18 protein-coding genes are annotated in these 19255 nt (G+C 73.1%); 6 read left to right on the top strand and 12 right to left on the bottom strand.

Annotated elements, in window-relative coordinates:
* Window positions 1-55: 55 nt before the first annotated feature.
* The gene (locus BT341_RS31215; protein WP_072482283.1) at window positions 56-1282 is read right to left on the bottom strand and encodes an AI-2E family transporter; all 1227 of its coding nucleotides are present in this window, start codon (window positions 1280-1282) and stop codon (window positions 56-58) included.
* A 366-nt stretch (window positions 1283-1648) separates the two neighbouring features.
* The gene (locus tag BT341_RS31205) at window positions 1649-2416 is read right to left on the bottom strand and encodes a S1 family peptidase (RefSeq protein WP_072479669.1); all 768 of its coding nucleotides are present in this window, start codon (window positions 2414-2416) and stop codon (window positions 1649-1651) included.
* Window positions 2417-2687: 271 nt separating this feature from the next.
* Between BT341_RS31205 and BT341_RS31200 the strand changes: the two genes are divergently transcribed.
* Window positions 2688-3617, top strand: a complete 930-nt coding sequence (locus BT341_RS31200) for a hypothetical protein (RefSeq protein WP_072479668.1) — start codon at window positions 2688-2690, stop codon at window positions 3615-3617.
* Window positions 3618-3632: 15 nt separating this feature from the next.
* Here the strand turns inward: BT341_RS31200 and BT341_RS31195 are convergent, their stop codons facing one another.
* Window positions 3633-5183 carry an AMP-binding protein gene (locus BT341_RS31195; protein WP_072479667.1) on the bottom strand — a complete coding sequence of 517 codons (1551 nt, stop codon included), beginning with the start codon at window positions 5181-5183 and terminating at the stop codon, window positions 3633-3635.
* A gap of 80 nt (window positions 5184-5263) precedes the next feature.
* On the opposite strand from BT341_RS31195, the gene BT341_RS31190 reads away from it, so the two are divergent.
* Window positions 5264-6103: a helix-turn-helix transcriptional regulator gene (locus tag BT341_RS31190; RefSeq protein ID WP_072479666.1), complete on the top strand. Its 840-nt coding sequence runs from the start codon at window positions 5264-5266 to the stop codon at window positions 6101-6103.
* A gap of 16 nt (window positions 6104-6119) precedes the next feature.
* On the opposite strand, the gene BT341_RS31185 is transcribed toward BT341_RS31190, so the two are convergent.
* On the bottom strand, window positions 6120-6656 hold the full coding sequence (locus BT341_RS31185) for a DUF3558 domain-containing protein (protein WP_177328932.1): 537 nt from the start codon (window positions 6654-6656) through the stop codon (window positions 6120-6122).
* A 145-nt stretch (window positions 6657-6801) separates the two neighbouring features.
* Between BT341_RS31185 and BT341_RS44535 the strand changes: the two genes are divergently transcribed.
* Window positions 6802-6963, top strand: a complete 162-nt coding sequence (locus tag BT341_RS44535) for a hypothetical protein (RefSeq protein WP_143168684.1) — start codon at window positions 6802-6804, stop codon at window positions 6961-6963.
* A gap of 52 nt (window positions 6964-7015) precedes the next feature.
* On the opposite strand, the gene BT341_RS31180 is transcribed toward BT341_RS44535, so the two are convergent.
* Window positions 7016-8941 (bottom strand): putative Ig domain-containing protein, encoded by a 1926-nt coding sequence (locus BT341_RS31180; protein ID WP_072479664.1) that lies wholly within the window; start codon window positions 8939-8941, stop codon window positions 7016-7018.
* A gap of 368 nt (window positions 8942-9309) precedes the next feature.
* Here BT341_RS31180 and BT341_RS31175 point away from each other — a divergent pair, with 368 nt between their 5' ends.
* The 3 genes from BT341_RS31175 to BT341_RS31165 all read left to right on the top strand — a co-directional run bounded on the left by BT341_RS31175 (window position 9310) and on the right by BT341_RS31165 (window position 12650).
* A complete protein-coding gene (locus tag BT341_RS31175; RefSeq protein WP_072479663.1) occupies window positions 9310-9834 on the top strand; it encodes a hypothetical protein in 525 nt (174 codons plus the stop codon).
* Window positions 9835-9984: 150 nt separating this feature from the next.
* Window positions 9985-11262: a putative lipid II flippase FtsW gene (gene ftsW / locus BT341_RS31170; RefSeq protein WP_084743047.1), complete on the top strand. Its 1278-nt coding sequence runs from the start codon at window positions 9985-9987 to the stop codon at window positions 11260-11262.
* Window positions 11263-11909: 647 nt separating this feature from the next.
* The gene (locus BT341_RS31165) at window positions 11910-12650 is read left to right on the top strand and encodes a class I SAM-dependent methyltransferase (protein ID WP_245805169.1); all 741 of its coding nucleotides are present in this window, start codon (window positions 11910-11912) and stop codon (window positions 12648-12650) included.
* Window positions 12651-12760: 110 nt separating this feature from the next.
* On the opposite strand, the gene BT341_RS31160 is transcribed toward BT341_RS31165, so the two are convergent.
* The 7 genes from BT341_RS31160 to BT341_RS31130 are packed head-to-tail and all read right to left on the bottom strand — an operon-like array spanning window position 12761 to window position 19116.
* A complete protein-coding gene (locus tag BT341_RS31160; protein ID WP_072479661.1) occupies window positions 12761-14263 on the bottom strand; it encodes an FAD-dependent oxidoreductase in 1503 nt (500 codons plus the stop codon).
* Window positions 14260-14955 carry a class I SAM-dependent methyltransferase gene (locus BT341_RS31155; RefSeq protein WP_072479660.1) on the bottom strand — a complete coding sequence of 232 codons (696 nt, stop codon included), beginning with the start codon at window positions 14953-14955 and terminating at the stop codon, window positions 14260-14262. Before BT341_RS31155 ends, BT341_RS31160 begins: the two co-directional genes overlap by 4 nt.
* A complete protein-coding gene (locus BT341_RS31150) occupies window positions 14952-15269 on the bottom strand; it encodes a lycopene cyclase domain-containing protein (protein ID WP_072479659.1) in 318 nt (105 codons plus the stop codon). The genes BT341_RS31155 and BT341_RS31150 overlap by 4 nt, the downstream gene beginning before the upstream one ends.
* Entirely contained in the window at window positions 15269-15595 is a 327-nt protein-coding gene (locus tag BT341_RS31145) for a lycopene cyclase domain-containing protein (RefSeq protein ID WP_072479658.1), read from the bottom strand. Before BT341_RS31145 ends, BT341_RS31150 begins: the two co-directional genes overlap by 1 nt.
* Window position 15596: 1 nt before the next feature.
* A complete protein-coding gene (locus BT341_RS31140; RefSeq protein WP_072479657.1) occupies window positions 15597-16541 on the bottom strand; it encodes a phytoene/squalene synthase family protein in 945 nt (314 codons plus the stop codon).
* Entirely contained in the window at window positions 16538-18034 is a 1497-nt protein-coding gene (gene crtI, locus BT341_RS31135) for a phytoene desaturase family protein (RefSeq protein ID WP_072479656.1), read from the bottom strand. Before crtI ends, BT341_RS31140 begins: the two co-directional genes overlap by 4 nt.
* Window positions 18031-19116 carry a polyprenyl synthetase family protein gene (locus tag BT341_RS31130; protein WP_072479655.1) on the bottom strand — a complete coding sequence of 362 codons (1086 nt, stop codon included), beginning with the start codon at window positions 19114-19116 and terminating at the stop codon, window positions 18031-18033. Before BT341_RS31130 ends, crtI begins: the two co-directional genes overlap by 4 nt.
* Window positions 19117-19255: the final 139 nt, after the last annotated feature.

The following is a 19255-nucleotide window of genomic DNA, read 5'->3' as shown; positions in this document are numbered from 1 at the left end:
CACCGGGGCGGGGGCACCAAACGATTCACGCACCGCTGAATCTCACCGGAATTCGTCAGGCCCGGGGCTGCTCCGATGAGGCGTCGCCGGCTTCTTCCGGTTCCTCCTCCCGGTCGGGTGCCGGGCGCGCTTCGATCGGCTGCAGCGCGTCGACGTCGCCCGGTGGGAGCTCGTGGGGGTCGCGCAGCAGCGAGCCGACCGCGGACTTGAGGACGGCGAGGATCGGCACGGCCAGGAGGGCTCCGGCGATCCCGGCGACCTCCACGCCGACGGCGATGCCGACCACCACGGCCAGGGGATGCAGGCGCACGGCGCGGCCCAGCAGCAGGGGCTGGAGCACGTGGCTTTCCAGCTGCATGACCGCGATCACGATGGCCAGCACGATGATCGCGGCGACGAAGCCGTTGGTGACCAGCGCGACGAGCACGGCGACCGCGCCCGTCACGACGGCGCCGATGATGGGGATGAACGCGCCGATGAAGATGAGCGCGGCCAGCGGTACCGCGAGCGGCACCCCGACGAGCCAGATGCCGATGCCGATGCACAGGGCGTCGACGCAGGCGACGGCGACGGTGGCGCGCACGTAGCTGACCAGCGAGGCGAAGCCGCGCCGGCAGGCGACGTCGGTGCGATCGCGGATGTCGGCGGGCACGATGCGCAGCGTGAAGTGCCAGATCTGCGCTCCGCCGTAGAGGAAGAAGATCAGCGTGAACAGCGCGAGGAGTGCTTCGGTCAGGGTGCTCCCGACCGTGGCGGCCGTGGTCAGCGCCCGGTCGGCGAGCTGGGAGGTGTCGCCTTGGATGCTCTTCATCGTGTTGTCGAGCAGGCGCTGGATCTGGTCGTGGGTCAGGTGCAAGGGCCCGCGCTGCAGCCAGGAGTTGATGTCGGTGAGGCTGGTGCTCACCTGGCTCTGCAGCTGCGGGAGGGCGCCCACGACGGTGGTGATCACCAGGGTCAGCACCCCGGCGACGACCACCAGCCCGACGACGATGGCGATCACCGTGGCGAGACCACGCGGGACGTGCCACCGGACCAGGCGGTCGACCAGCGGCGCGAACAGGGCGGCCAGCAGCAGCGCGATCCCGACGGGCACGGTGACGGCGGCCAGGTAGCCGCACAGCCAGCCGATGACGCCAACGGCGAGGACCACGACCAGGAACCGCCAGGCCGCCTCGGCGGCGACACGCAGCGACCACGGAAGAACGCTCGACGGCTGCGCCGGCCGTCGCCTGCCCGAGCCGGCCAGCCGCCGCGCCGACGTCGGCCTGTCTTGTGCCGCCATCCGCAGCACCCCCCTTCGTCCGGCCTCCGGGTACCCCGAATTTGCGGCGTTACGGCTACCGTCCGCCGACGGCGCAGCGGGGGAACGTCCTCCGCCGTGACCGACACGCCGGCGCGGCCTGGTGACACAGCCACTGGACCACCGCGAGGTCCTCCTCCTGGTCCAGCACGCCGGCGAGCTGTTCCGGCGCTCCGGTGACTTCCCCGAGCCGGCGCCCGATCGGCGACCGCCTGCCCGGGCCTGCGACCACCGGGGCGGCAGCTCTTCCGGCCAGCTCGCCGGCTTCCATCGCAGGACGGCCGGGTAAGCGCTTTCTCGCCTGGGCGCCGGTCGGCCGGGGATCCCGCCGGCCGGCGCCCCTGCCCGTCAGATGCCGGTGATCCGGCGGATCCAGTCGCGGCCCGCCGCGACGCCGGCGTAGGTCGTGGTGCTGGACCGGTCGCTGGTCGAGCACACGCCGACCTGCACGCCGTCGTCGATCATCGGGCCGCCGGAGTCGCCGCCGGCCACGGCGCCGTCGAGCGTGTCGGCGGCGATGCCCGGGCCGCCGAAGTAGTCGTCGGCGTAGGTGTCGGAGATCTGCACCGAGGCCTGCTTCAGCACCGACGACTGGTGGTTGCCTTCGTCGGTGGCCTGGGTGGCGCCCCAGCCGTAGACGCGGGCGGCGTCGCCCACCTGCGCGTCCGAGGAGCTGCTCGCGAGCCGGGAGAACGTGCTGCCGCCGGTCGTGTCCAGCTTGATCAGCGCGAGGTCGCCGCCGGAGTACACGTACGTCGACGACGCTTTCGCGTGCACGCCACCGGAAGCGCTGTTCGAGCCGATGTAGAGGTCGATGTCGCTCAGGCGCGACCCGGTGTTGTCGTACATGCAGTGCTTGGCGGTCAGCACCCAGCGTGCGCCGATCAAGGTGCTGGTGCAGAAGAACGTGTAGCCGTTGGCGTGGCCGTTGAACCGGGTGATGTAACCGGGGTTCTGGGCCGTGCTGCCATCGATGATCGACGGCTGGGCGCCGGGCGGCATCGGCGTGACCGTGGTGGTCGCCGACGCCGGGGCGGCCGCGAGCGTCGCGAACGCGGCGCACGAACCGGCGAGCGCCGCGGCGGCGCGGGCGAACCGGCCGGAGGACTTGCGCATGGGGACTCCTTCGCCAGGAAGAACCGGTGGGGACTCACCGAACGTAAGCGGCCGGTGCGACACTGGTAACCGTCCGAGGATCCGAGCCGATCAACGGAACAAGACGGTTCTTTCGGCGGGTTGCGCGGTGGTCCGCCGACGTTCGTCGGCTGACAGCCGCCGCCCGCGGCTGTTAGACCGGTGCCGGTCCGGCACCACCGGACGCTCCGGCCGCGACGGCGTGACCCGCCGGACGGCACCCGTTTCTCCGCACCGACGCCGAGGACCGCCGATGCCGATGTTCGCGGTGCCGCCGGAAGCTCCCGGGCGGGAGCTGGCGCAGGCACTGGCCGCCGGCCCGTTCAGCCGCGCGCTGTCGCTGGCCATCGACCGCAGCGGGCTGGGACTCGCCCGCCTCCGGGGCCGGCTGGCGGCGGCGGGCGTCCCGGTCAGCACCACGACGCTCAGTTACTGGCGCACCGGCCGGACCCGCCCGGAACGGCCGGAGTCGTTGCGCGCGGTGGCGGTGCTGGAGGACGTCCTCGGCGTGCCGGCGCGTTCGCTGATCGAGCTGCTGGCCCGGCCGGGGCCGCCGGGCGCCCCGGACCCCGTGCGGTGGGAGCGGTTGTGGGGTCCCCGCAACGACGTCCTGCCGGTGCTGCACTCGTTCGACGCGGCCGACGAGACGTCGCTGCTGGTGCTCAGCCTGCACGAGGCGCTGCACGTCGACGACCGCGGATGCCTCACCCGGCTGCGGGTGCGCGAGGTGGTCCGCGCGGTGGAAGAACCGGTGCAGGCGAGGGTGGTGGCGTTGCGCGGCTGCGTTCCGGGACGCCCGCCGCGGCTGGTTGCGACGCGGTACTGCCGGCCGGTGCGCACCGAAGTGCTGCCGGAGCCGGGTTTCGTGCTCAGCGAGCTGGTGCCGGGCCGGTCGATGGCGGTGGGGGAGACGGCGATCCTGGAGTACGAGTTCGAGTACACCGACGGCGTGCCGGACACGAGCTACGACCGCCGCTTCCGCCACCCGGTGGCCGAGCACCTGCTGGAGGTCCACTTCGCCCGCGACGCGCTGCCGGCGGCATGCCACGCCTACCGGCTGGACGCCCGTGGGGACCGGGAACGGGACGTCACCGCGGTTCCGTTGTCGCCGGCTTCGCCCGCCCACCAGTTCGCCACCGGCGTCGGGCCCGGCATCCGGGGGATGCGCTGGAGCTGGCCGTGACCGGCCAGGCGCCGGTCACCGCTGCCGCAGCAGGTACCGCTGGACCTTGCCGCTCGGGGTCTTCGGCAGCGCGTCGACGAAGTGGACCGTGCGCGGGTAGGCGTGCTTGGAGTACTTGTCCCGAACCAGCTGCTGGAGTTCCCGCGCCAGCTCGTCGTTCGCCTCGGCCTCGCCGCCGAGGACCACGAAGGCTTCGACGACTTCGCCGCGGACTCCTTCCGGGTCGGGCCGGCCGACGACCGCGACGTCCGCGACCGCCGGGTGGGTGATCAGCACGCTCTCCACGTCGAACGGCCCGATCCGGTAGCCCGCGGCCAGGATCACGTCGTCGTTGCGGGCGGTGAAGAAGTAGTACCCGTCCTCGTCGATCCGGCCGGAGTCGGCGGTGAGGTACCAGCGCCGGTCGGCGGTGAACCGCTCCGCCGTCTTCCCGGGCTCCTCGTGGTAGCCGGTGAACCACAGCAGCGGGCTGTTTGCGACGTCGACGGCGATCTGGCCGTCGACGGTGCCGGCGGCGTAGCCGGGCATGGGCTGTCCCATCGAGCCGGGCTTGACCGGCCGGGCCACGTCCGGGTGCCAGTGGTTGTTGATGACCATGCCGAGCTCGGTCTGGCCGTAGTGGTCGCGGACTTCGACGCCGAGCGCTTCGCGGGCCCAGTCGACGACCTCGGGCGTCAGCGGTTCGCCCGCCGAAGAGGCCCGGCGCAGGCGGAGGTCCCGGGCCAGGCCGCTCTTGCTCAGCGCCCGGTACATCGTGGGTGCGCCGGTGAAGTTGGTGACCCCGAACTTCTCGATGACGGCCACTGTGGACTCGGGGGTGAAACCGGCGGTGAGCAGCAGGTTGCGGCGCCCGGCGGCCAGCGGGGCCAGGATGCCGTAGTAGAGGCCGTACGCCCAGCCGGGGTCCGCCGCGTTCCAGAAGACGTCGTCCTCGCCGACGTCCAGCCCGTAGTGCAGGTAGCAGTGGAAGGACGCCAGCGCGCGGACCGGCACCGGGACACCCTTCGGCTTTCCGGTGGTGCCGCTGGTGAACAGCTGCAGCATCGTCCCGTGCCCGCCGGCCGCGACCGACGTCGCGAGGGGCTCGGCGGCGTCGAGGAGCCGGTCGAACGCTTCGCCCGTCTCGAGGACGTCGATGCCCGGGACAGGGTCGAGCTTCGCCCGCTGCGACGGCTCGGTGACGACCAGCCGGGCCCGGGAGGCTTCGACGCGCATCCGGATGGCGCCGGTGGCGAACGCGGTGAACAGCGGGACGTGCACGGCGCCGAGCCGCCAGATCGCCAGCAGCGTCGTCACCAGTTCCGGCCGCTTGCCCATCAGGACCGGCACCCGGTCACCCCGCGCGACGCCCCGCCCGGCGAGGACGGTGGCGAGCCGCCGGGACCGGTCGGCCAGTTCCCCGTACGTGACATCGCGCGAGGTGAGGTCCGGTTCGACGAACGTGAAGGCGACGGCCTCGGCGTCGTGGCGGTCGCACAGCAGGTGGGCGGCGTCCGCCTCGGCGGTGTCGTACGCCGCCAGCCAGGCGTCGACGACCGGCGGTACATCGCGAGTTCCAGGCTGCATCAGGCTCTCCGGGGCTTCTCTGGTCCGGCTCGGACGGCGGGTGATTGTCAGCGGCTCACCGGCCGGGTCACACTGTCGCCGTGAGCGACGCTGCTGCCCACCCTCCGAAGAGGGGGGTCGACCCGCTGGCCCCGGCGGTGACCGCGGCCCTGGCCCGGCTGCGCGCCGGGACCGGGGTGAACCTGGCGTTCGCCGGGCAGGTCACACGATCGGGGGTGCTGCTGAACGCGTTCGACGGTCCCGTGGTCGGGCCGCTGCGCGGAGTCCTGCTCGGCGCCGGGCAAGGCGTGGGCGGCCGGGTCGCCTACCAGCAGCGCGCGTTGTCCCTGCGTGACTACGTCGCTTCACGAGCGATCACGCACCGTTACGACCAGGTCATCCGGGCGGAGGCGCTGCGGGCGATGGCGGCGGCCCCGGTGGTCGTGGCGCGGCGGACGGTCGCGGTGCTCTACGTCGCCCTGCGCACCAGCCAGCAGGAGATGGGCCGCCTGCTCGACGCGGTTTCGCACGAGGCGCGCGCCCTCGAACAGGACCTGGCCGTCACCGACGTCCTCCGGCGGCTGCGGGACCGGCACGCCGCCGACGACAGCATGCGGCGTTCACGGGTGGCGGAGGCCTACGCGGACCTGCGGGCCCTCGCCGGTGAGGTCGGCGACCCCCGGCTACGCGAGCGCCTGCTGAACACCGCGGGCCTGCTGGTGGGCGAGCCGGCGCCGGCGGACGCGCCCCACCTGACGGCACGGGAACAGGACGTGCTGGCGTTGCTGTCCACGGGCTTGCCGAACCAGGCCGTCGCCGAGCGGCTGGGCATCGGTGTCTACACGGTGAAGGACCACGTCAAGAACCTTCTCGCCAAGCTGGGCGCCCGGGGCCGGATGGAGGCCGTGACGCAGGCGCGGCGCCTCGGCCTGCTCCCGTGAGAGCCGGCCGCCGCGGCTAAGGCGCGCGGTGCCCCTGGTAGCCGACGATGCTTCCGGCGAAGCGGTCGGCTTCACCGCAAGGGTCCTGATGAGCACTGAGAGCGGTGTCGGTGGCCTCGACGACGACGGTCAGCAGCGTGTCGTTCGCGACGCCGACCTGGACGGTGCACCGGCCGGCGTGGCTGTCGCGGTGGATCGCCGGGTAGCTGTGCACCGTCGCCGGGTCGAAGCCGTTCACGGTGGCGCGGTGCCGGTACAGGGATTCGAGGCCGCCGCCGGTGGTGTCGACGGACGCCTCGTACGTCAGGCCCGTCGTGTCCCCGGGCTGCCACACGCATGCCGCGTGCTGCACGGTGCCGGGTGCTGTCACGTAGTAGTGCGCGAGCTGGCCGGCGTCCAGCAGCCCGCACGGCGACGCCGTGAACGCGGTGAGGTCGATCGGGTCGCCGGGGATCGGCGGGGCCAAGGGATGCGGCCCGGCGGGAGCCGCTGCGCAGCCCGTGACCGCGGCCCAGGTCAAGGCCACTGTGAGCGCTGTCGCGGACGTCCGCACGCCGGCCTCCTTTCGGCCTCGTGCCACCTTCGCGGAGTTCTCCTGTGAGGACGCTGAGAGCGTGGCCACGGCACCGGGCGTGAACCACCCGGGCGGCGGGTATGTCCGCTGCGTCCGGAGCCGACGGTGTGGAAGGAGAGTCCTCATGGGACTGCTGGTGGGTTTGCTGGTGATCTGGGCCGTTCTGGTGGTGCTCGGCATCGTGGTCAAGGGGCTCTTCTGGTTGATCATCGTCGGCGCGGTGCTGTTCGTCGCGACGGGCGTGATCGGGATCGTCAAACGCGGGGCGCTGAGCGCCCGCCGCTGAGCGACCGGTGAAACCGTGCCGTGCCGGTCGGCGGACCGGCACGGCACGGGGATCAGCTCACCGTCAGCGCGGTGTCGTCGAGGCAGAACGAGGTCTGCAGCGACGAGTCCTCGGTGCCGGTGAAGGTCAGCGTCACCGTCTGCCCGGCGAACGCCGAGACGTCGACCGAGTGCTGCTGGTAGCCGCTCGCCTGGTCGAGATTGGAGTACGTCGCCAGCGTCGTCGAGCCCGCCTTGACCGTCAACTTGTCGTACTGGGTCGTCGTCGTGGTTTCCGCGGTGTCGACGTGCAGGTAGTACGACAGCGTCGCGTGGCACCCGGCCGGGATGGTGACCGACTGGGAAACCGTGTCCGTGTGGGTGGTCCCGTAGCCGTCGAGGTAGGCGAGGTAGGTGCCGGAGTGCGGCGCCTCGCCGTCGGCGGAGGTGGTGATCACGCCGCTGGACGCGGTCCACGCCGTCGCGCCGCTTTCGAAGCCGGGGTTGGCCAGCTTCTGGCCGGAGCAGCCACCCGACGAGGTGATCGTCCACGTGAAGGTGGTGCTGCCGGTGGCGCCGGAGGAGTCCTTCGCGGTGGCCGTCACCGAGTAGGTCCCGGCGGTGGTCGGCGTGCCGGAGATCAGGCCCGAGGTGCTGATCGACAGGCCGGCCGGCAGGCCGGTGGCGGTCCAGGTGTAGCTGCCGGTGCCGCCCGAGGCGGACAGCTGCAGGCTCGTCGCGGTCCCCGTGACACTGGTCCGGTTGCCCGGGTTCGCCACCGTGACGCCCCCGGTGGACGTGCCCGCGGTGAAGGCCGCGGTGCCGTTCGGGGTGCCGAGCCCGGTCGGGCCGTCCCACCCCGCGCCCGCCTGGCACTGCACGGTCACCGAGCAGCTGCCGTTGCTGCCCGAGGTGACGTCGTTCAGGTTGCCGGCGTGCGAGTAGGGGTACGCGGCCGGGATGTCGGACGCGCCGGGCGTGCCGGCGAGCGCGTAGACCGAGGCGATGATCGGCGAGGACGCGCTGGTGCCGCCGTAGACGGCCCACCCGCTGCCGCCGTAGGTCTGGTACACCGCGACGCCGGTCTGCGGGTCGGCGACGGCGGAGACGTCGGCGTCGGCCCGCTTGGCGCAGCCCGTGCTCACGTTCTGGAAGGCGGGCTTGGTGACGCTGGTCGAGCAGCCGCTGCCGGCGCCGCTCCACGCCGTTTCGGTCCAGCCGCGCGTGCCGCCGCCCTGGGTGAGCGAGGTCCCGCCGACGGCGGTGACGTACTGGGACGAGGCCGGGTAGCTGATGCCGTAGCCGTTGTCGCCGGTGCTGGCGGTGATGGCGACGCCGGGGTGGTGGAAGTAGCTCGAGTCGGAGCTGGGCTCGGTGCCGTCTTCACTTCCGCCGTAGCTGTTGGAGACGTACTTGGCGCCCATCGACACGGCGGTGTTCACGGCGGTCCCGAGGTCGGCCATGCTCGGCTGGTTCGCTTCGACGAGCAGGATGTGGCAGTTCGGGCAGATCGCCGAGACCATGTCGACGTCGAGGGAGATCTCCCCGGCCCAGCCGCTGTCGGCGGCCGGCAGCGGGCTGCTCTGCCCGTTTTCGTTGACCTTCTTGAAACAGCCGTTCGCCGTGGTGCAGGCGGGCAGGCCGTAGGTCGAGCGGTAGGTGGCCAGATCGGACTCGGCGTTGGGGTCGTCGTTGGAGTCCACGATGGCCACCGTCGCGGACGCGCTGCCGCTCGCCGTGAGGTTGTAGGCGGAGCGCAGCCCGGACGGCCCGAACCCGCTCGGCAGGGCGTTCGGCGCGAGCGCGGCGCGCATGGTGTCGGTCTGCCGTTCGGCGAAACACGTCGCCATGCCCGGTTTCGCGACCTGGGCGCAGACGTGTTCGGTCGGGTGGACGGTGGTGCCGGTGGCCGGCGATGCCGTGGCGGGCACGGCGGGCGTGGTCAGGGCCAGTGCCGCGAAGCCGGCGACGGCGAGGATTCTTCGGGACGGACGGCGCATCGATCCCTCCTGGGGGAATGCGGACGATCGGCAGGGGATCCCATGGGTGTCCTGTTTATACAGTCGCCGGAGGCTCGTGGACGGCGGTGACGCAATCGGCATCGGCTGCCACCACGGGGGTTCGGCCGAATGGTCCGCGGACCATTCGGCCAGGCCGTCCCCTTCGGACTCGAACGGGACGAATCGACGGGCGAGCGGGCCCGACTTTCGTCGCGAACCGCCTCAGACTTTCGTCGGGTCCGGCGTTTTGACCCCCACCTACTTTGGTCGGCGGGCGATTCCCTACCGACGTAGGTGGTGACCGGCACGTGCGGCGCCGACTCTGGACGCGTCCGGTCCACCGTCCCCGCCGCTGCCGGAGGATTCCCATGTCCGTCACCCTTTTGCGGTCCGTCGCGCCCGTGGCCGCTCTCGTCCTGGCCTGCGTTGCCACTCCCGCGGCGCACGCGAGCACGGTCACCTCGACGTGCTCGCAGGCTGATCTGCCGCTGCCGGACCCGGCCTGCACCCCCGGGGCGCTCAACCCGGACGTCACCCAGGCCACGATCGGCTCGACGATCTGCGTGTCCGGCTGGACGGCGACGATCCGCCCGCCGACGACTTACACCAACAGCCTGAAACAGCAAGGCATCCGCGACTACGGCTACGCCGACACCGCGATGTCCGACTACGAAGAGGACCACTTCCTGCCCCTCGAACTCGGCGGCGCGCCGCGGGATCCACGCAACCTGTGGCCGGAGCCGCACGCCGGCAGTGAGAACTCCTACACCAAGGACTCCGTCGAGAACGCGGTGAAAAAGGCGGTCTGCGCCGGCCGGGTCACGCTGACCGCCGCCCAGGACGCGATGCTCACCGACTGGACGACGGCCGAGTCCGTGCTCGGCATCGGCTGACGGTTCGGCGCACCCCGGGCCGCTTTCTCAGCCTCCTGTCAGCGGGGCCCGGCTACGGTCCGGGAAAGCGCCGAACCACAGGAGTGTCCATTGCCAACGGCCCGACCCGGATCGCCGTCCGCCGCGCGCGACGGCACGGCCGCGTCACGGATGAGCGCCGTGCGCGAAGGACTGGTCGGCTGGCTGACGCGCCCGCTGGCGTCCTTCCACCTGGTGCTCGCCCTGACGGGGATTCTCGTGGTCATGGGGCTGGTGATGGTGCTGAGCGCTTCGTCGGTGTCGTCCTACGACCCGCGCACCGGCGGTGGCCAGTACAGCTTGTTCTTCAAGCACATCACCTACGTCGGCCTGGGTGCCGCGGTGTTCTGGCTCGCCTTGCGGATGCCGATCGCGAAGATCCGCGGGCTGGCCGGGAAGGCGATGGCCCTGTCGGCCGGTCTGCTGGTCGCCGTGCTGACCCCGCTCGGGTCGACCGGTGGCGGCGCGCAACGCTGGTTCGTCATCGCCGGGCAGTCCGTGCAGCCGATCGAGCTGGCCAAGCTGGCGCTCGCCCTGTGGGGCGCGCACGTCCTGGTCGCCAAGCACCACCTGCTGCACAAGTGGCGGCACCTGATGGTCCCCGTGGTGCCGGTGACGCTGGTGCTGTTCGCGCTCGTCATGGCGCAGCCCAACCTCAGCGGCACCATCACCCTCGGCATCGTCATGCTGGGCCTGCTGTGGTTCGCGGGCATCCCGGCGCGGCTGTTCGCCGCACTGCTGGTGGGCGCGGCCGCCGGGTTCACCGTTCTCGCCCTGAGTGCCGGCTACCGGACGGCGCGCGTCCTGTCGTTCCTGTCGGCCTCGTCGGATCCGAGCGCCGATGCGTACCAGACGACCCAGGCGTTGTACGCGCTGGCCGACGGCGGCTTCTTCGGCCGGGGACTGGGCCGGGGCAGCGCGAACTGGGGCTACCTGCCGGGTGTGCAGAACGATTTCATCTTCGCGCTCATCGGCGAGGAGCTGGGTTTCGTCGGCTGCGTCTTCGTGATCGCGTTGTACGCGGGCGTGGCGATCGCCGGGATGCGGATCGCGCGCCGCAACCTCGACCCGTGGATCCGGATCGTCGCCGGCACGCTGACCCTGCTGGTCGTGGCCCAGGCGGCGATCAACATCGGGTACGTGGTGGGGCTGCTGCCGGTCACCGGGGTGACGTTGCCGCTGGTTTCCTACGGCGGATCGTCGATCCTGGCCACCATGGCGCTGTTCGGCATCCTGGCCAACTGCGCCCGCAACGAGCCCCAAGCGGTCGCGGCGCTGCGCCACCACGGGCCGGGCAAGTTCGGCGTCCTGCTGCGCCTGCCGGCGCCGGTACCCTACGCGCCACGCCGCCGTCACTTGAACAGGACGTCGGTCGGGCTGAAGGCCGTCGCGTTGGTGAAGGACAGGTAGGAGCGGGAAGCCCGGACGCGGGTGCGGCCCGGTGCCTCACCGGCGCGGGCGGCCGGCAGGTCGGTCACGAGGCTGCTCAGCCGCAGCCACGGGTGGCCGCGGGAGATGCGCGTGCGGCTCCGTCGAAATGCCGGCCGAGATCAGCCGTGGTCCCCACACGAGCAACGCGGCGGTGCCGAGGGAACAGATCACGGCCACGATCACGCCTGCTGGCATCAGACCTCCCGTCCCGAACCGGTGCGCCACGATCGAGACTAGGACAAGGCTGTTGAGGGGAAGCTGAGCGAACGAAGGCCCTGGCGATCGTCGCGCGGCCCGGCTCCGGAAAGCCGACGCTCACCGGCCGCGAACCCGGCGTCGCCGAACTGTCGCAGGCCACGCCCATCGCCCGCCCGCTGCCGAGGTCTCCGCCGGCGGCCGCCTCCGCGAGGGGCTTCATCCTCGACGCCGCCCGGACGCCGGCGTCCGATGACGGGCGGCGCGTTTCCTGAGAGAACGCTGAGGTCGGACATTTCGCCCGGCGGGCGGAGTCTCGCAACGCGCTTCGGCAGATGCCTTATACTCCGCAGCCTGCGACGAGAGGACTCCCTTCGGCAATGGGCACATCCTGGCGGGACCGACTGCTGCAACCGATCCGGGCACGGCTGATGAACGCCGTCACGGACGCCGTCGTCCCTCTGCTGAGACGGCAGGAAGAGCAGCTTGCCGAACTGCGGGCCGAGAACCGGCGGATCTACGACCGGCTCATCGAGTTCGAGATCCGCACGCGGCGCGACGTCGTCTACGCGGCCGACCGGCAAGCCGCCCACGAATCCGCCGAATTCGTCCGGGCCCACATGCCCGACGCGCCGCGGTTCGACGATCCGCACCGGACCCTCGAACACGCGCTTTCCCTCGCGCCGACCGGCGGTATGGCGCTCGAATTCGGCGTCTACACCGGCTCGACACTGAAGATCATCGCGGCCGCCCGGACCTCCGGCGGCGTGTTCGGCTTCGACTCCTTCGAGGGCCTGCCCGAAGACTGGCGCGTCGACTTCCCGGCGGGCAGCTTCAGCGTCGACGGGCTGCCCGACGTCGCCGGCGCCGAACTGGTCGTCGGCTGGTTTTCCGACACCCTGCCGGGCTTCCTCGACGCCCACCCCGGACCGGTCGACTTCGTCCACGTCGACGCGGACCTCTACAGCTCCACGAAGACGGTCCTGGACCTGGTCGGCCCCCGGCTGCGGCCGGGCTCGGTGCTCGTGTTCGACGAGTTCTTCAACTTCCCGGGCTGGCAGGAGCACGAGTACCGGGCGCTGCGGGAGTACGTCGAGCGCACCGGGGTGTCGGTGAGCTACGAGGGCTACTCCTACGCCAACGAGCAGGTCATCGTCCGGATCACCGGCTGAGCCCTCACCCGGCCCGTCGGCGGGCGGCGGCCGCGGTCCCAGCGGTCGCTGCCGGTCGGGTTGTGCCCGGCGGGCCGCGGGGCGGTGGCCGGGCCGAGCGCCGCCGCCCGTCAGGTTGTGTCCGGGCTGGCCCGGGTGAGGCGGTCGAGCCAGCGGAGCCGTCCGTGGTTCGGGACCGTGCGCAGCGGGTGGCCCGCCACGCCCCACTCCGTCAGCAGCCTGTTCGCCGCCGCCCAGCCCGTTGTCGCCGCGCGTTCCATCAAGGCCACCGGGAGGTCCACCCGGATCGCGTCGCCCGCCAGAACCAGACCCGGCTCGGGCGTCGCGACACCCGGCCGGTGCGCGAAACCGCCGACCGGGAACAGCGGGCAGTCCTGCCGCGTCAGCGTGATTTCCCCCAGCACTCGGGCGCCCGCCGTCTCCGGGTACAGCTCGTGCAGGCGCTTGTCGAGCCCCGCCCCGTCCGACGCGTACGCGTGCAGCTCCACCACCGAGCCGCCCGTGCGTCGCGTCCACCGGCGGGCTTCGCCCTCGTACCGGTCCAGGACGCTGATGTTGTCCAGTGGCGGGAGACCCCCGGTGCCGAGGAACGCCGGCCGGTCCGCCGCGACCGGCCGGTCGAGCCACAGCCGCCGCACCACGAACGGCGGTGCCGTGCGCAAGCCGTCGATCGCCGCGCGCCACGCCGGCGTACCCAGCTCCGGAGACGCCGCGACCAGCCGGCGCAGCCCCGGGACGTCGCAAGCCAGCACCACGGCGTCGAACCGTGAACCGCCGGCCCGGAACCCGCCGTCCGCCCGGACGATCCCGTCCACGGCGGTCCCGCAGCGGATGTCGGTGCCGCGCCCCGCGAGGTACTCGGCCAGGGGATTCCACAGCGCCTGCGGGAACGGCTCGGCCGGCACGTCGAACAGCAGCCCTTCGGACGAACCCAGGAAATACAGGTGGAACATCGTCGCCAGCTCGGCCGCCGAAAGCTCGCCGGGGTCGGCGAAGAAGCTGCGTGAGAACACCTCGAACGCGAGGTGCCGTGCCGCCGCGGGGAAGTTGATCGCGCTCAGGAAGGACGCGGCGTCGAGGTGGTCGAGCTGCTCGTAGACGCGGGGCACCCGTACCGTGGCCAGCGGCAGCGCCCGCCGCCCGTCGAGGCGCAGCAGGTCGCGGGCGCGGAACGTCGGGCTGCGCAGGGCGAACGCGAGCGCGTTCACCGGCGGCGTCCGCGGCAGCCCCGCGAACGTGTCGGTGCGCCCGTGCGGGTCGACCAGCGGGTAGTCGGGCACCGGGGCGAACCGGTCCAGGCCGGGGTCGGTGCGGGCGAGCAGCGCCCGCAGGTTGTAGTACTGCCGGAAGAACGCGTGGAAGCCGCGGCTCATCGTGACCGCGGTGCCGTCCGGGAGCCGCTCCGGCCAGCCGCCGGCGCGGCCGCCGAGGTGGGCTTCGCGCTCGAACAGCGTGACGGCGACCCCGCGTTCGGCCAGCCCGGTCGCCGCGGCGAGCCCCGCGATGCCACCTCCGACGACGGCGGCGCGCGGACGGCGGCCGAGCAGCCCGGCGTCGGGAACCCCGCCGGGTGCCGGGTGCGTCTCCGCCCGGCGGTCGCGTCCCGCGCTCACGGCGCCGTGCCCAGGACCGTGTGGACGATCCCGCGCGACCAGCCGGGCACGGTGCCGGTGCGGACGTCGGTGAAGCCGGCCCGGGACAGCCGGTCGCCCAGGTCGGCGAGCCCGTCGAACGCCAGCACGCTGCGGCGCAGGTGCCGGTAGAGCGTGGCGTCGCCGGTCGCGACGCGCCCGAGCGGGATCACGATCGCGCCGCACACCGCGTTCCACACCCAGCGCGCGCGGCGGGAGTCGCGCACGGAGTACTCGTGCAGCGCGATCGTCCCGCCGGGACGCAGCAGCCCCCGCAGCCGCCGCAGCGTCGCGTCGGGGTCGGCGAGGTTGCGGACCAGGTACGCGGCGAAGATCGCGTCGAACGGACCCTCGGGCGGCTCTTCGGCCGGCGTGTGCCGGAAGTCCACAGTGGACGGCCAGGGTTTCGCGCGGGCCTCGGCGAGCATCGCGGCCGACGCGTCGATCGCCGTGACGCGCGCGCCCGGAGCGACCGCCAGCAGCGCGGCCGTGGACGCGCCCGTGCCGCAGCCGGCGTCGAGGATCCGCCGTCCGCCGCGGCCGAGCAGCCGGCGCGCCGAAATCCGCAGGTCGCGGTGGTAGCCGGGGTTCAGCCCGACGAGCCGGTCGTAGGCGGCGGCGCCCGCGTCGAACGCCGCCGGCACTTCGGTGCGGGGCAGGCCGTCGGGGTTCATGCACGGTCCTTTCGCGGCTTCCCGCGTTCCCACAGGAGCAGGACCGCGGTGACGAGGGCGTAGCCGAACAGGAAGTCCTCCACCGGGATGTCCCAGGGGAACCGCCAGCCGGTGATGCCGCCGGGGGAGTAGCGGACGATCGGCGCGGACAGCTTGGTGAGCCATCCGTCGACCGGGATCTGGAACGCGACGACGATCGCCATCGTGACCCAGTACGCGGGCCGCCGGAACAGGCCGGTCCGCAGGAGCCACAGCTCGGCCGCGACGACCGTGAGCACGGCGGCGGCCGCGGGAACCGTGTAACCCCACGGCATCAGCGTCGCACCCGCCGCAGCAGCCGTCCGGTGAGCCCGACGGCCTCGTAGGTGAGCACCCCGCAGATCGGCACCACGGCGAAGAACAGCACTTCTTCGAGCGGGATCCCGAACGGCACGCGCAGCCCGGAGACGAACGCCGGGTCGAAGTCCCAGACACCCGCCGCGATGGCCAGGGCGTCCCACACCAGGAACACCAGCGCCACCGGCAGGACGGCGCGCGCCAGCCGGGCCGGCCGGCGGTACACCCGGGCGCCGGCCAGCTCCAGCGGCAGCGTCACGAGCACGCAGGCGCCGAGGACGAGCAGGTATTCGGCGCGGCCCACGTCAGGTCACCACCGGGTGCCGCCGCCGGGCCCAGTGGGCGCGGACGAGCGCGTCGCAGGCCGCGGCCAGCCGCCGGCGGCGGGGCACGCGCGCCCGGCCGGCGAAGACGTTGTACTCCGCGGCTTCGACGCGGTCGAGTATCCCGCCGTAGAGGGCATACGCGGTCGACACGCAGGGTCGCGAAGCCGGGTGCAGCATGGCGATGCCGGGCCGCGCTTCGGCGTAGACGCGGCGGGTGCGCGCGACCTGGCCGGCGAGGGCCCGCCGCACGGGCGGGTCGATCCGGCCGGTGCGGGCGCACCAGGCCAGCCGGTCGCGGTCGACACCGCACGCGGCGAGCTCGTCGGCGGGCAGGTAGACGCGGCCGCGGCCGAGGTCTTCGGCGACGTCGCGCAGGAAGTTGGTCAGCTGGAAGGCCTTGCCGAGCGCGGCGGCGTGCGGCGCGGCTTCCTGCCGCGGGACGACGGTGCCGAGGACCGGCAGCACCTGCAGCCCGATGACCTCGGCCGAGCCGTGCACGTACTCGTCGAGCGCGGCGCGGGTCGGGTAGCCGGTCACCGTGAGGTCCATCCGCATCGACGTGAAGAACGCGCGGAAGCACGGTTCCGGGATGCCGTACCGGGCGGCGGTGTCGATGACGGCGGCCCGCAGCGGGTCGTCGCTGCGCCCGGCGGCGAGTTCTTCCAGGAAGCCGGCTTCGACCTCCCGCAGCGTGGCGGCCAGCGACTCCGGGGTGGCGCCGGGCGCGGGCTCGTCGACGAGGTCGTCGAGCCGGCGGGCGAACCCGTAGAGCGCGTGGACGGCCGGGCGCTGGGCGGGACTGAGCATGCGGGTGGCGAGGAAGTAGGTGCGGCCGTGGCGGGCGTTGAGCTCGCGGCAGCGCCGGTACGCCTGGCGCAGTTCGGGCCGGGTGATGCCGGCGGCGTCGAGTTCGCGGCGGGTCACCGGGCGCCCTCCCGGACGAGGCCGGCGGGCACGGCGCCGGTGATCCGGTCGGCCGCCAGCCTGCCGGACAGCAGCACGGTGGGGACGCCGACACCGGGGACCGTGCCGCCGCCGGCGAGGACGGCGTTCTCCGTGCCCCGCGGGAGGTTCCGCGGCCGGAACGGCCCGGTCTGGCCGAACGAATGCGCGTAGCTGAACGGCGTGCCCGCGACCATGCCCCGGCGCTGCCAGTCCGCGGGGCTGAGAACGAACCGGAACTCCGGCTCGAAACCCGGCAGCAGCCGGGCCCGGACGTGGCCGAGGATTTCTTCGGCGTACGGCCCGGCTTCGCGGTCCCAGTCGCGGGGGCCGCGACGCAGGTTCGGGACCGGCGCCAGGATCGAGAACAGCTGCCGTCCCGGCGGCGCCAGCCCGGCGTCGGTCGCCGTCGGGCAGGTGACGAGCAGCGACGGGTCGCTCATCGGCCGTCCCTCGGTGATCAGCTCGCGGAAGGTCGAGCGCCAGCCGTCGCCGAAGGAGATCGTGTGGTGGCCGGGCGGCTCGTCCGCGCGGCCGCCCGCGTGCAGCACCAGCGCCGACGGCGCCGGGCGCAGCGGGACCACGCGGCGCGGGGCGCGGCCGAGCAGCCGGTGGCTTTCGGGCGGCTCGGTGGTGAGGACGACGGCGTCGCAGGGGATCCGGCCGCCGGTGCCGCGGACGGCGGTGACCCGCGCGCCCCGGCGTTCCAGGGCCGTCACGGTCTCGCCGAACCGGAACTCCACCCCGGCGCGCGCGGCGGCGTCCGCCAGCGCCCGGGGCACCGCGGCCATCCCGCCCGCCGGGAAGTACACGCCACCGACGGTGTCCATGTAGGAAATGACCGCGTAGAGCGCGAGCGCCCGCATCGGCGACTCGCCGGCGTAGAGCGCCTGGAAGGTGAAGACGCGCTTGAGCCGTTCGTCGCGCAGGAAGGTGCCGATCTTCCCGTCGAGGCGCCGGAACCCGCCGAGCGCGACGAGCCGGGCCAGGTCCGGGGTGAGCAGCCCGAGCGGCGAGTCGATGTTGCCCGCGACGAACCGGTCGAACTCCGCGGTGTACAGCCGGGTGAGCCAGTCCCGCAGCCGCAGGTACCCGGCCGCGTCGGCGGGGCCGGCGAACTCCCGCACGGCGTCGGCCATGCGGCCGGGGTCGGTGTGGACTCGCAGCGCGGAACCGTCGGCGAACCGGGCGGTGTAGGCGGGGTCGAGCCGGGTGAGCGAGAGGTGGCCGGCGAGGTCGGCACCTCCGGCGGCGAACACCTCGGCGAGGATCGACGGCATGGTCAGCACGGCCGGCCCGGTGTCGAGGTGGTAGCCGTCGACGACCACCCGGCCGGTCCGCCCGCCGGCGCGGGGATCGCGTTCGACGACGGTGACCTGCCGCCCGCGCCCGGCCAGGTGCAGGGCGGCGGAGAGCCCGGCCAGCCCGGCCCCGACGACCACGACCCGGTCGGTGCGCCCGGTGACCGTCCTCATCGGGCTCTCTCCGTGCAGCGGCCGGCGAGGACCGTGAGTGCCGAAGCCGCCTGGCGGGGCAGGGGCACCTGGTCGATCGCTTCCAGGGCACGGCGCACGCGGTCGTCGATGATCTTCTCCAGCTGGTCGCGCGCGCCCGTCGCGGTGATCAGGTCCCGCCAGCGCGCCACCACGCCGTCGTCGATCTCCGTCGCCGCCAGCAGTTCCGTGAGCCCGGCGCGCTGCCGGTGGTCGGCCAGCTCCCGGGCGAGCACCACCACGCTCGACGCCTTGCGCTCGCGGAGGTCATCGCCCGCGGGCTTCCCCGTCACCGCCGGATCGCCGAACACGCCCAGCAGGTCGTCGCGGAACTGGAACGCTTCGCCGAGCAGACCGCCGTACGTGGCGAGCGCCGTGATGACCTCGGCGGAACACCCCGCCAGCGCCGCGCCGAACTCGAGCGGGCGGCGGACCGTGTAGTTGCCCGACTTGCGCCGGACCACGTCGACGACGTCGGTCCAGGACGGCAGCGCGCGGGCGTCGTTCACCAGGTCGCCGAGCTGGCCCACCGCCAGTTCCGACCGCAGCAGGTCGTACACCGGGCGGCCGCGGGCGAGCGCGCCGGCGTCGAGCCCGCTCCCGTGCAGCAGCTGCCCGGACCAGACGAGGAACAGATCACCCATCAGCACCGCGGCCGACTCGCCGAAGCGCGCCGCCGAGCCGCCCAGGCGCTGGCCCTCGTGCCAGCGGGCGAACAGCACGTGCAGCGACGGACGGCCGCGCCGCCGCGCCGAGCCGTCCATGACGTCGTCCTGGGCCAGCGCGAAGCAGTGCAGCAGTTCCAAGCTGGCCGCGGCCCGCAGCGCGGCCGCGCTTTCCGGGCCGCCGCACCGCCAGCCGGTGTAGGCGAAGGTCGGCCGGAGGAACTTCCCGCCGGTGACGAACTCCGGCAGCGCGGTGACGGCCGGTGTCTCCGCCGCACGCCCGGTGAAGTGTTCCCGGACCCGGTCGGTGACGAAGGCGTGGACGTCGGTCCCGCACCGGCGGCGCAGCGCGTCGAGCCACGCCACCGACCCGGTGGCGGCCGCGGGTATCACGGTCATCGGGCTCCTCTCGCCCCGTCGCGATGCACAATCGATGCGCGAACTCGGCGAACGTCGCGGCACGCCGGATCGTAACGCTGGTACCCCGGTTGTGCTCGAATAAACGAGCGCCTGCCGCCTGAAGCACTGCGTTGCGGGT

Source organism: Amycolatopsis australiensis, assembly GCF_900119165.1.
Taxonomy (GTDB): Bacteria; Actinomycetota; Actinomycetes; order Mycobacteriales; family Pseudonocardiaceae; genus Amycolatopsis; species Amycolatopsis australiensis.
Note: the sequence above shows the minus strand (reverse complement) of the source record. Positions and strands in the feature narration are given on the sequence as shown.

What these genes read in the sequence shown, in the direction of transcription:
- BT341_RS31215 (WP_072482283.1), bottom strand. Translation starts at nt 1,282, where the DNA reads ATGGCGGCACAAGACAGGCCGACGTCGGCGCGGCGGCTGGCCGGCTCG.
- BT341_RS31205 (WP_072479669.1), bottom strand. Translation starts at nt 2,416, where the DNA reads ATGCGCAAGTCCTCCGGCCGGTTCGCCCGCGCCGCCGCGGCGCTCGCC.
- BT341_RS31200 (WP_072479668.1), top strand. Translation starts at nt 2,688, where the DNA reads ATGCCGATGTTCGCGGTGCCGCCGGAAGCTCCCGGGCGGGAGCTGGCG.
- BT341_RS31195 (WP_072479667.1), bottom strand. Translation starts at nt 5,183, where the DNA reads ATGCAGCCTGGAACTCGCGATGTACCGCCGGTCGTCGACGCCTGGCTG.
- BT341_RS44535 (WP_143168684.1), top strand. Translation starts at nt 6,802, where the DNA reads ATGGGACTGCTGGTGGGTTTGCTGGTGATCTGGGCCGTTCTGGTGGTG.
- BT341_RS31180 (WP_072479664.1), bottom strand. Translation starts at nt 8,941, where the DNA reads ATGCGCCGTCCGTCCCGAAGAATCCTCGCCGTCGCCGGCTTCGCGGCA.
- BT341_RS31175 (WP_072479663.1), top strand. Translation starts at nt 9,310, where the DNA reads ATGTCCGTCACCCTTTTGCGGTCCGTCGCGCCCGTGGCCGCTCTCGTC.
- ftsW (WP_084743047.1), top strand. Translation starts at nt 9,985, where the DNA reads ATGAGCGCCGTGCGCGAAGGACTGGTCGGCTGGCTGACGCGCCCGCTG.
- BT341_RS31165 (WP_245805169.1), top strand. Translation starts at nt 11,910, where the DNA reads ATGAACGCCGTCACGGACGCCGTCGTCCCTCTGCTGAGACGGCAGGAA.
- BT341_RS31155 (WP_072479660.1), bottom strand. Translation starts at nt 14,955, where the DNA reads ATGAACCCCGACGGCCTGCCCCGCACCGAAGTGCCGGCGGCGTTCGAC.
- BT341_RS31150 (WP_072479659.1), bottom strand. Translation starts at nt 15,269, where the DNA reads ATGCCGTGGGGTTACACGGTTCCCGCGGCCGCCGCCGTGCTCACGGTC.
- crtI (WP_072479656.1), bottom strand. Translation starts at nt 18,034, where the DNA reads ATGAGGACGGTCACCGGGCGCACCGACCGGGTCGTGGTCGTCGGGGCC.
- BT341_RS31130 (WP_072479655.1), bottom strand. Translation starts at nt 19,116, where the DNA reads ATGACCGTGATACCCGCGGCCGCCACCGGGTCGGTGGCGTGGCTCGAC.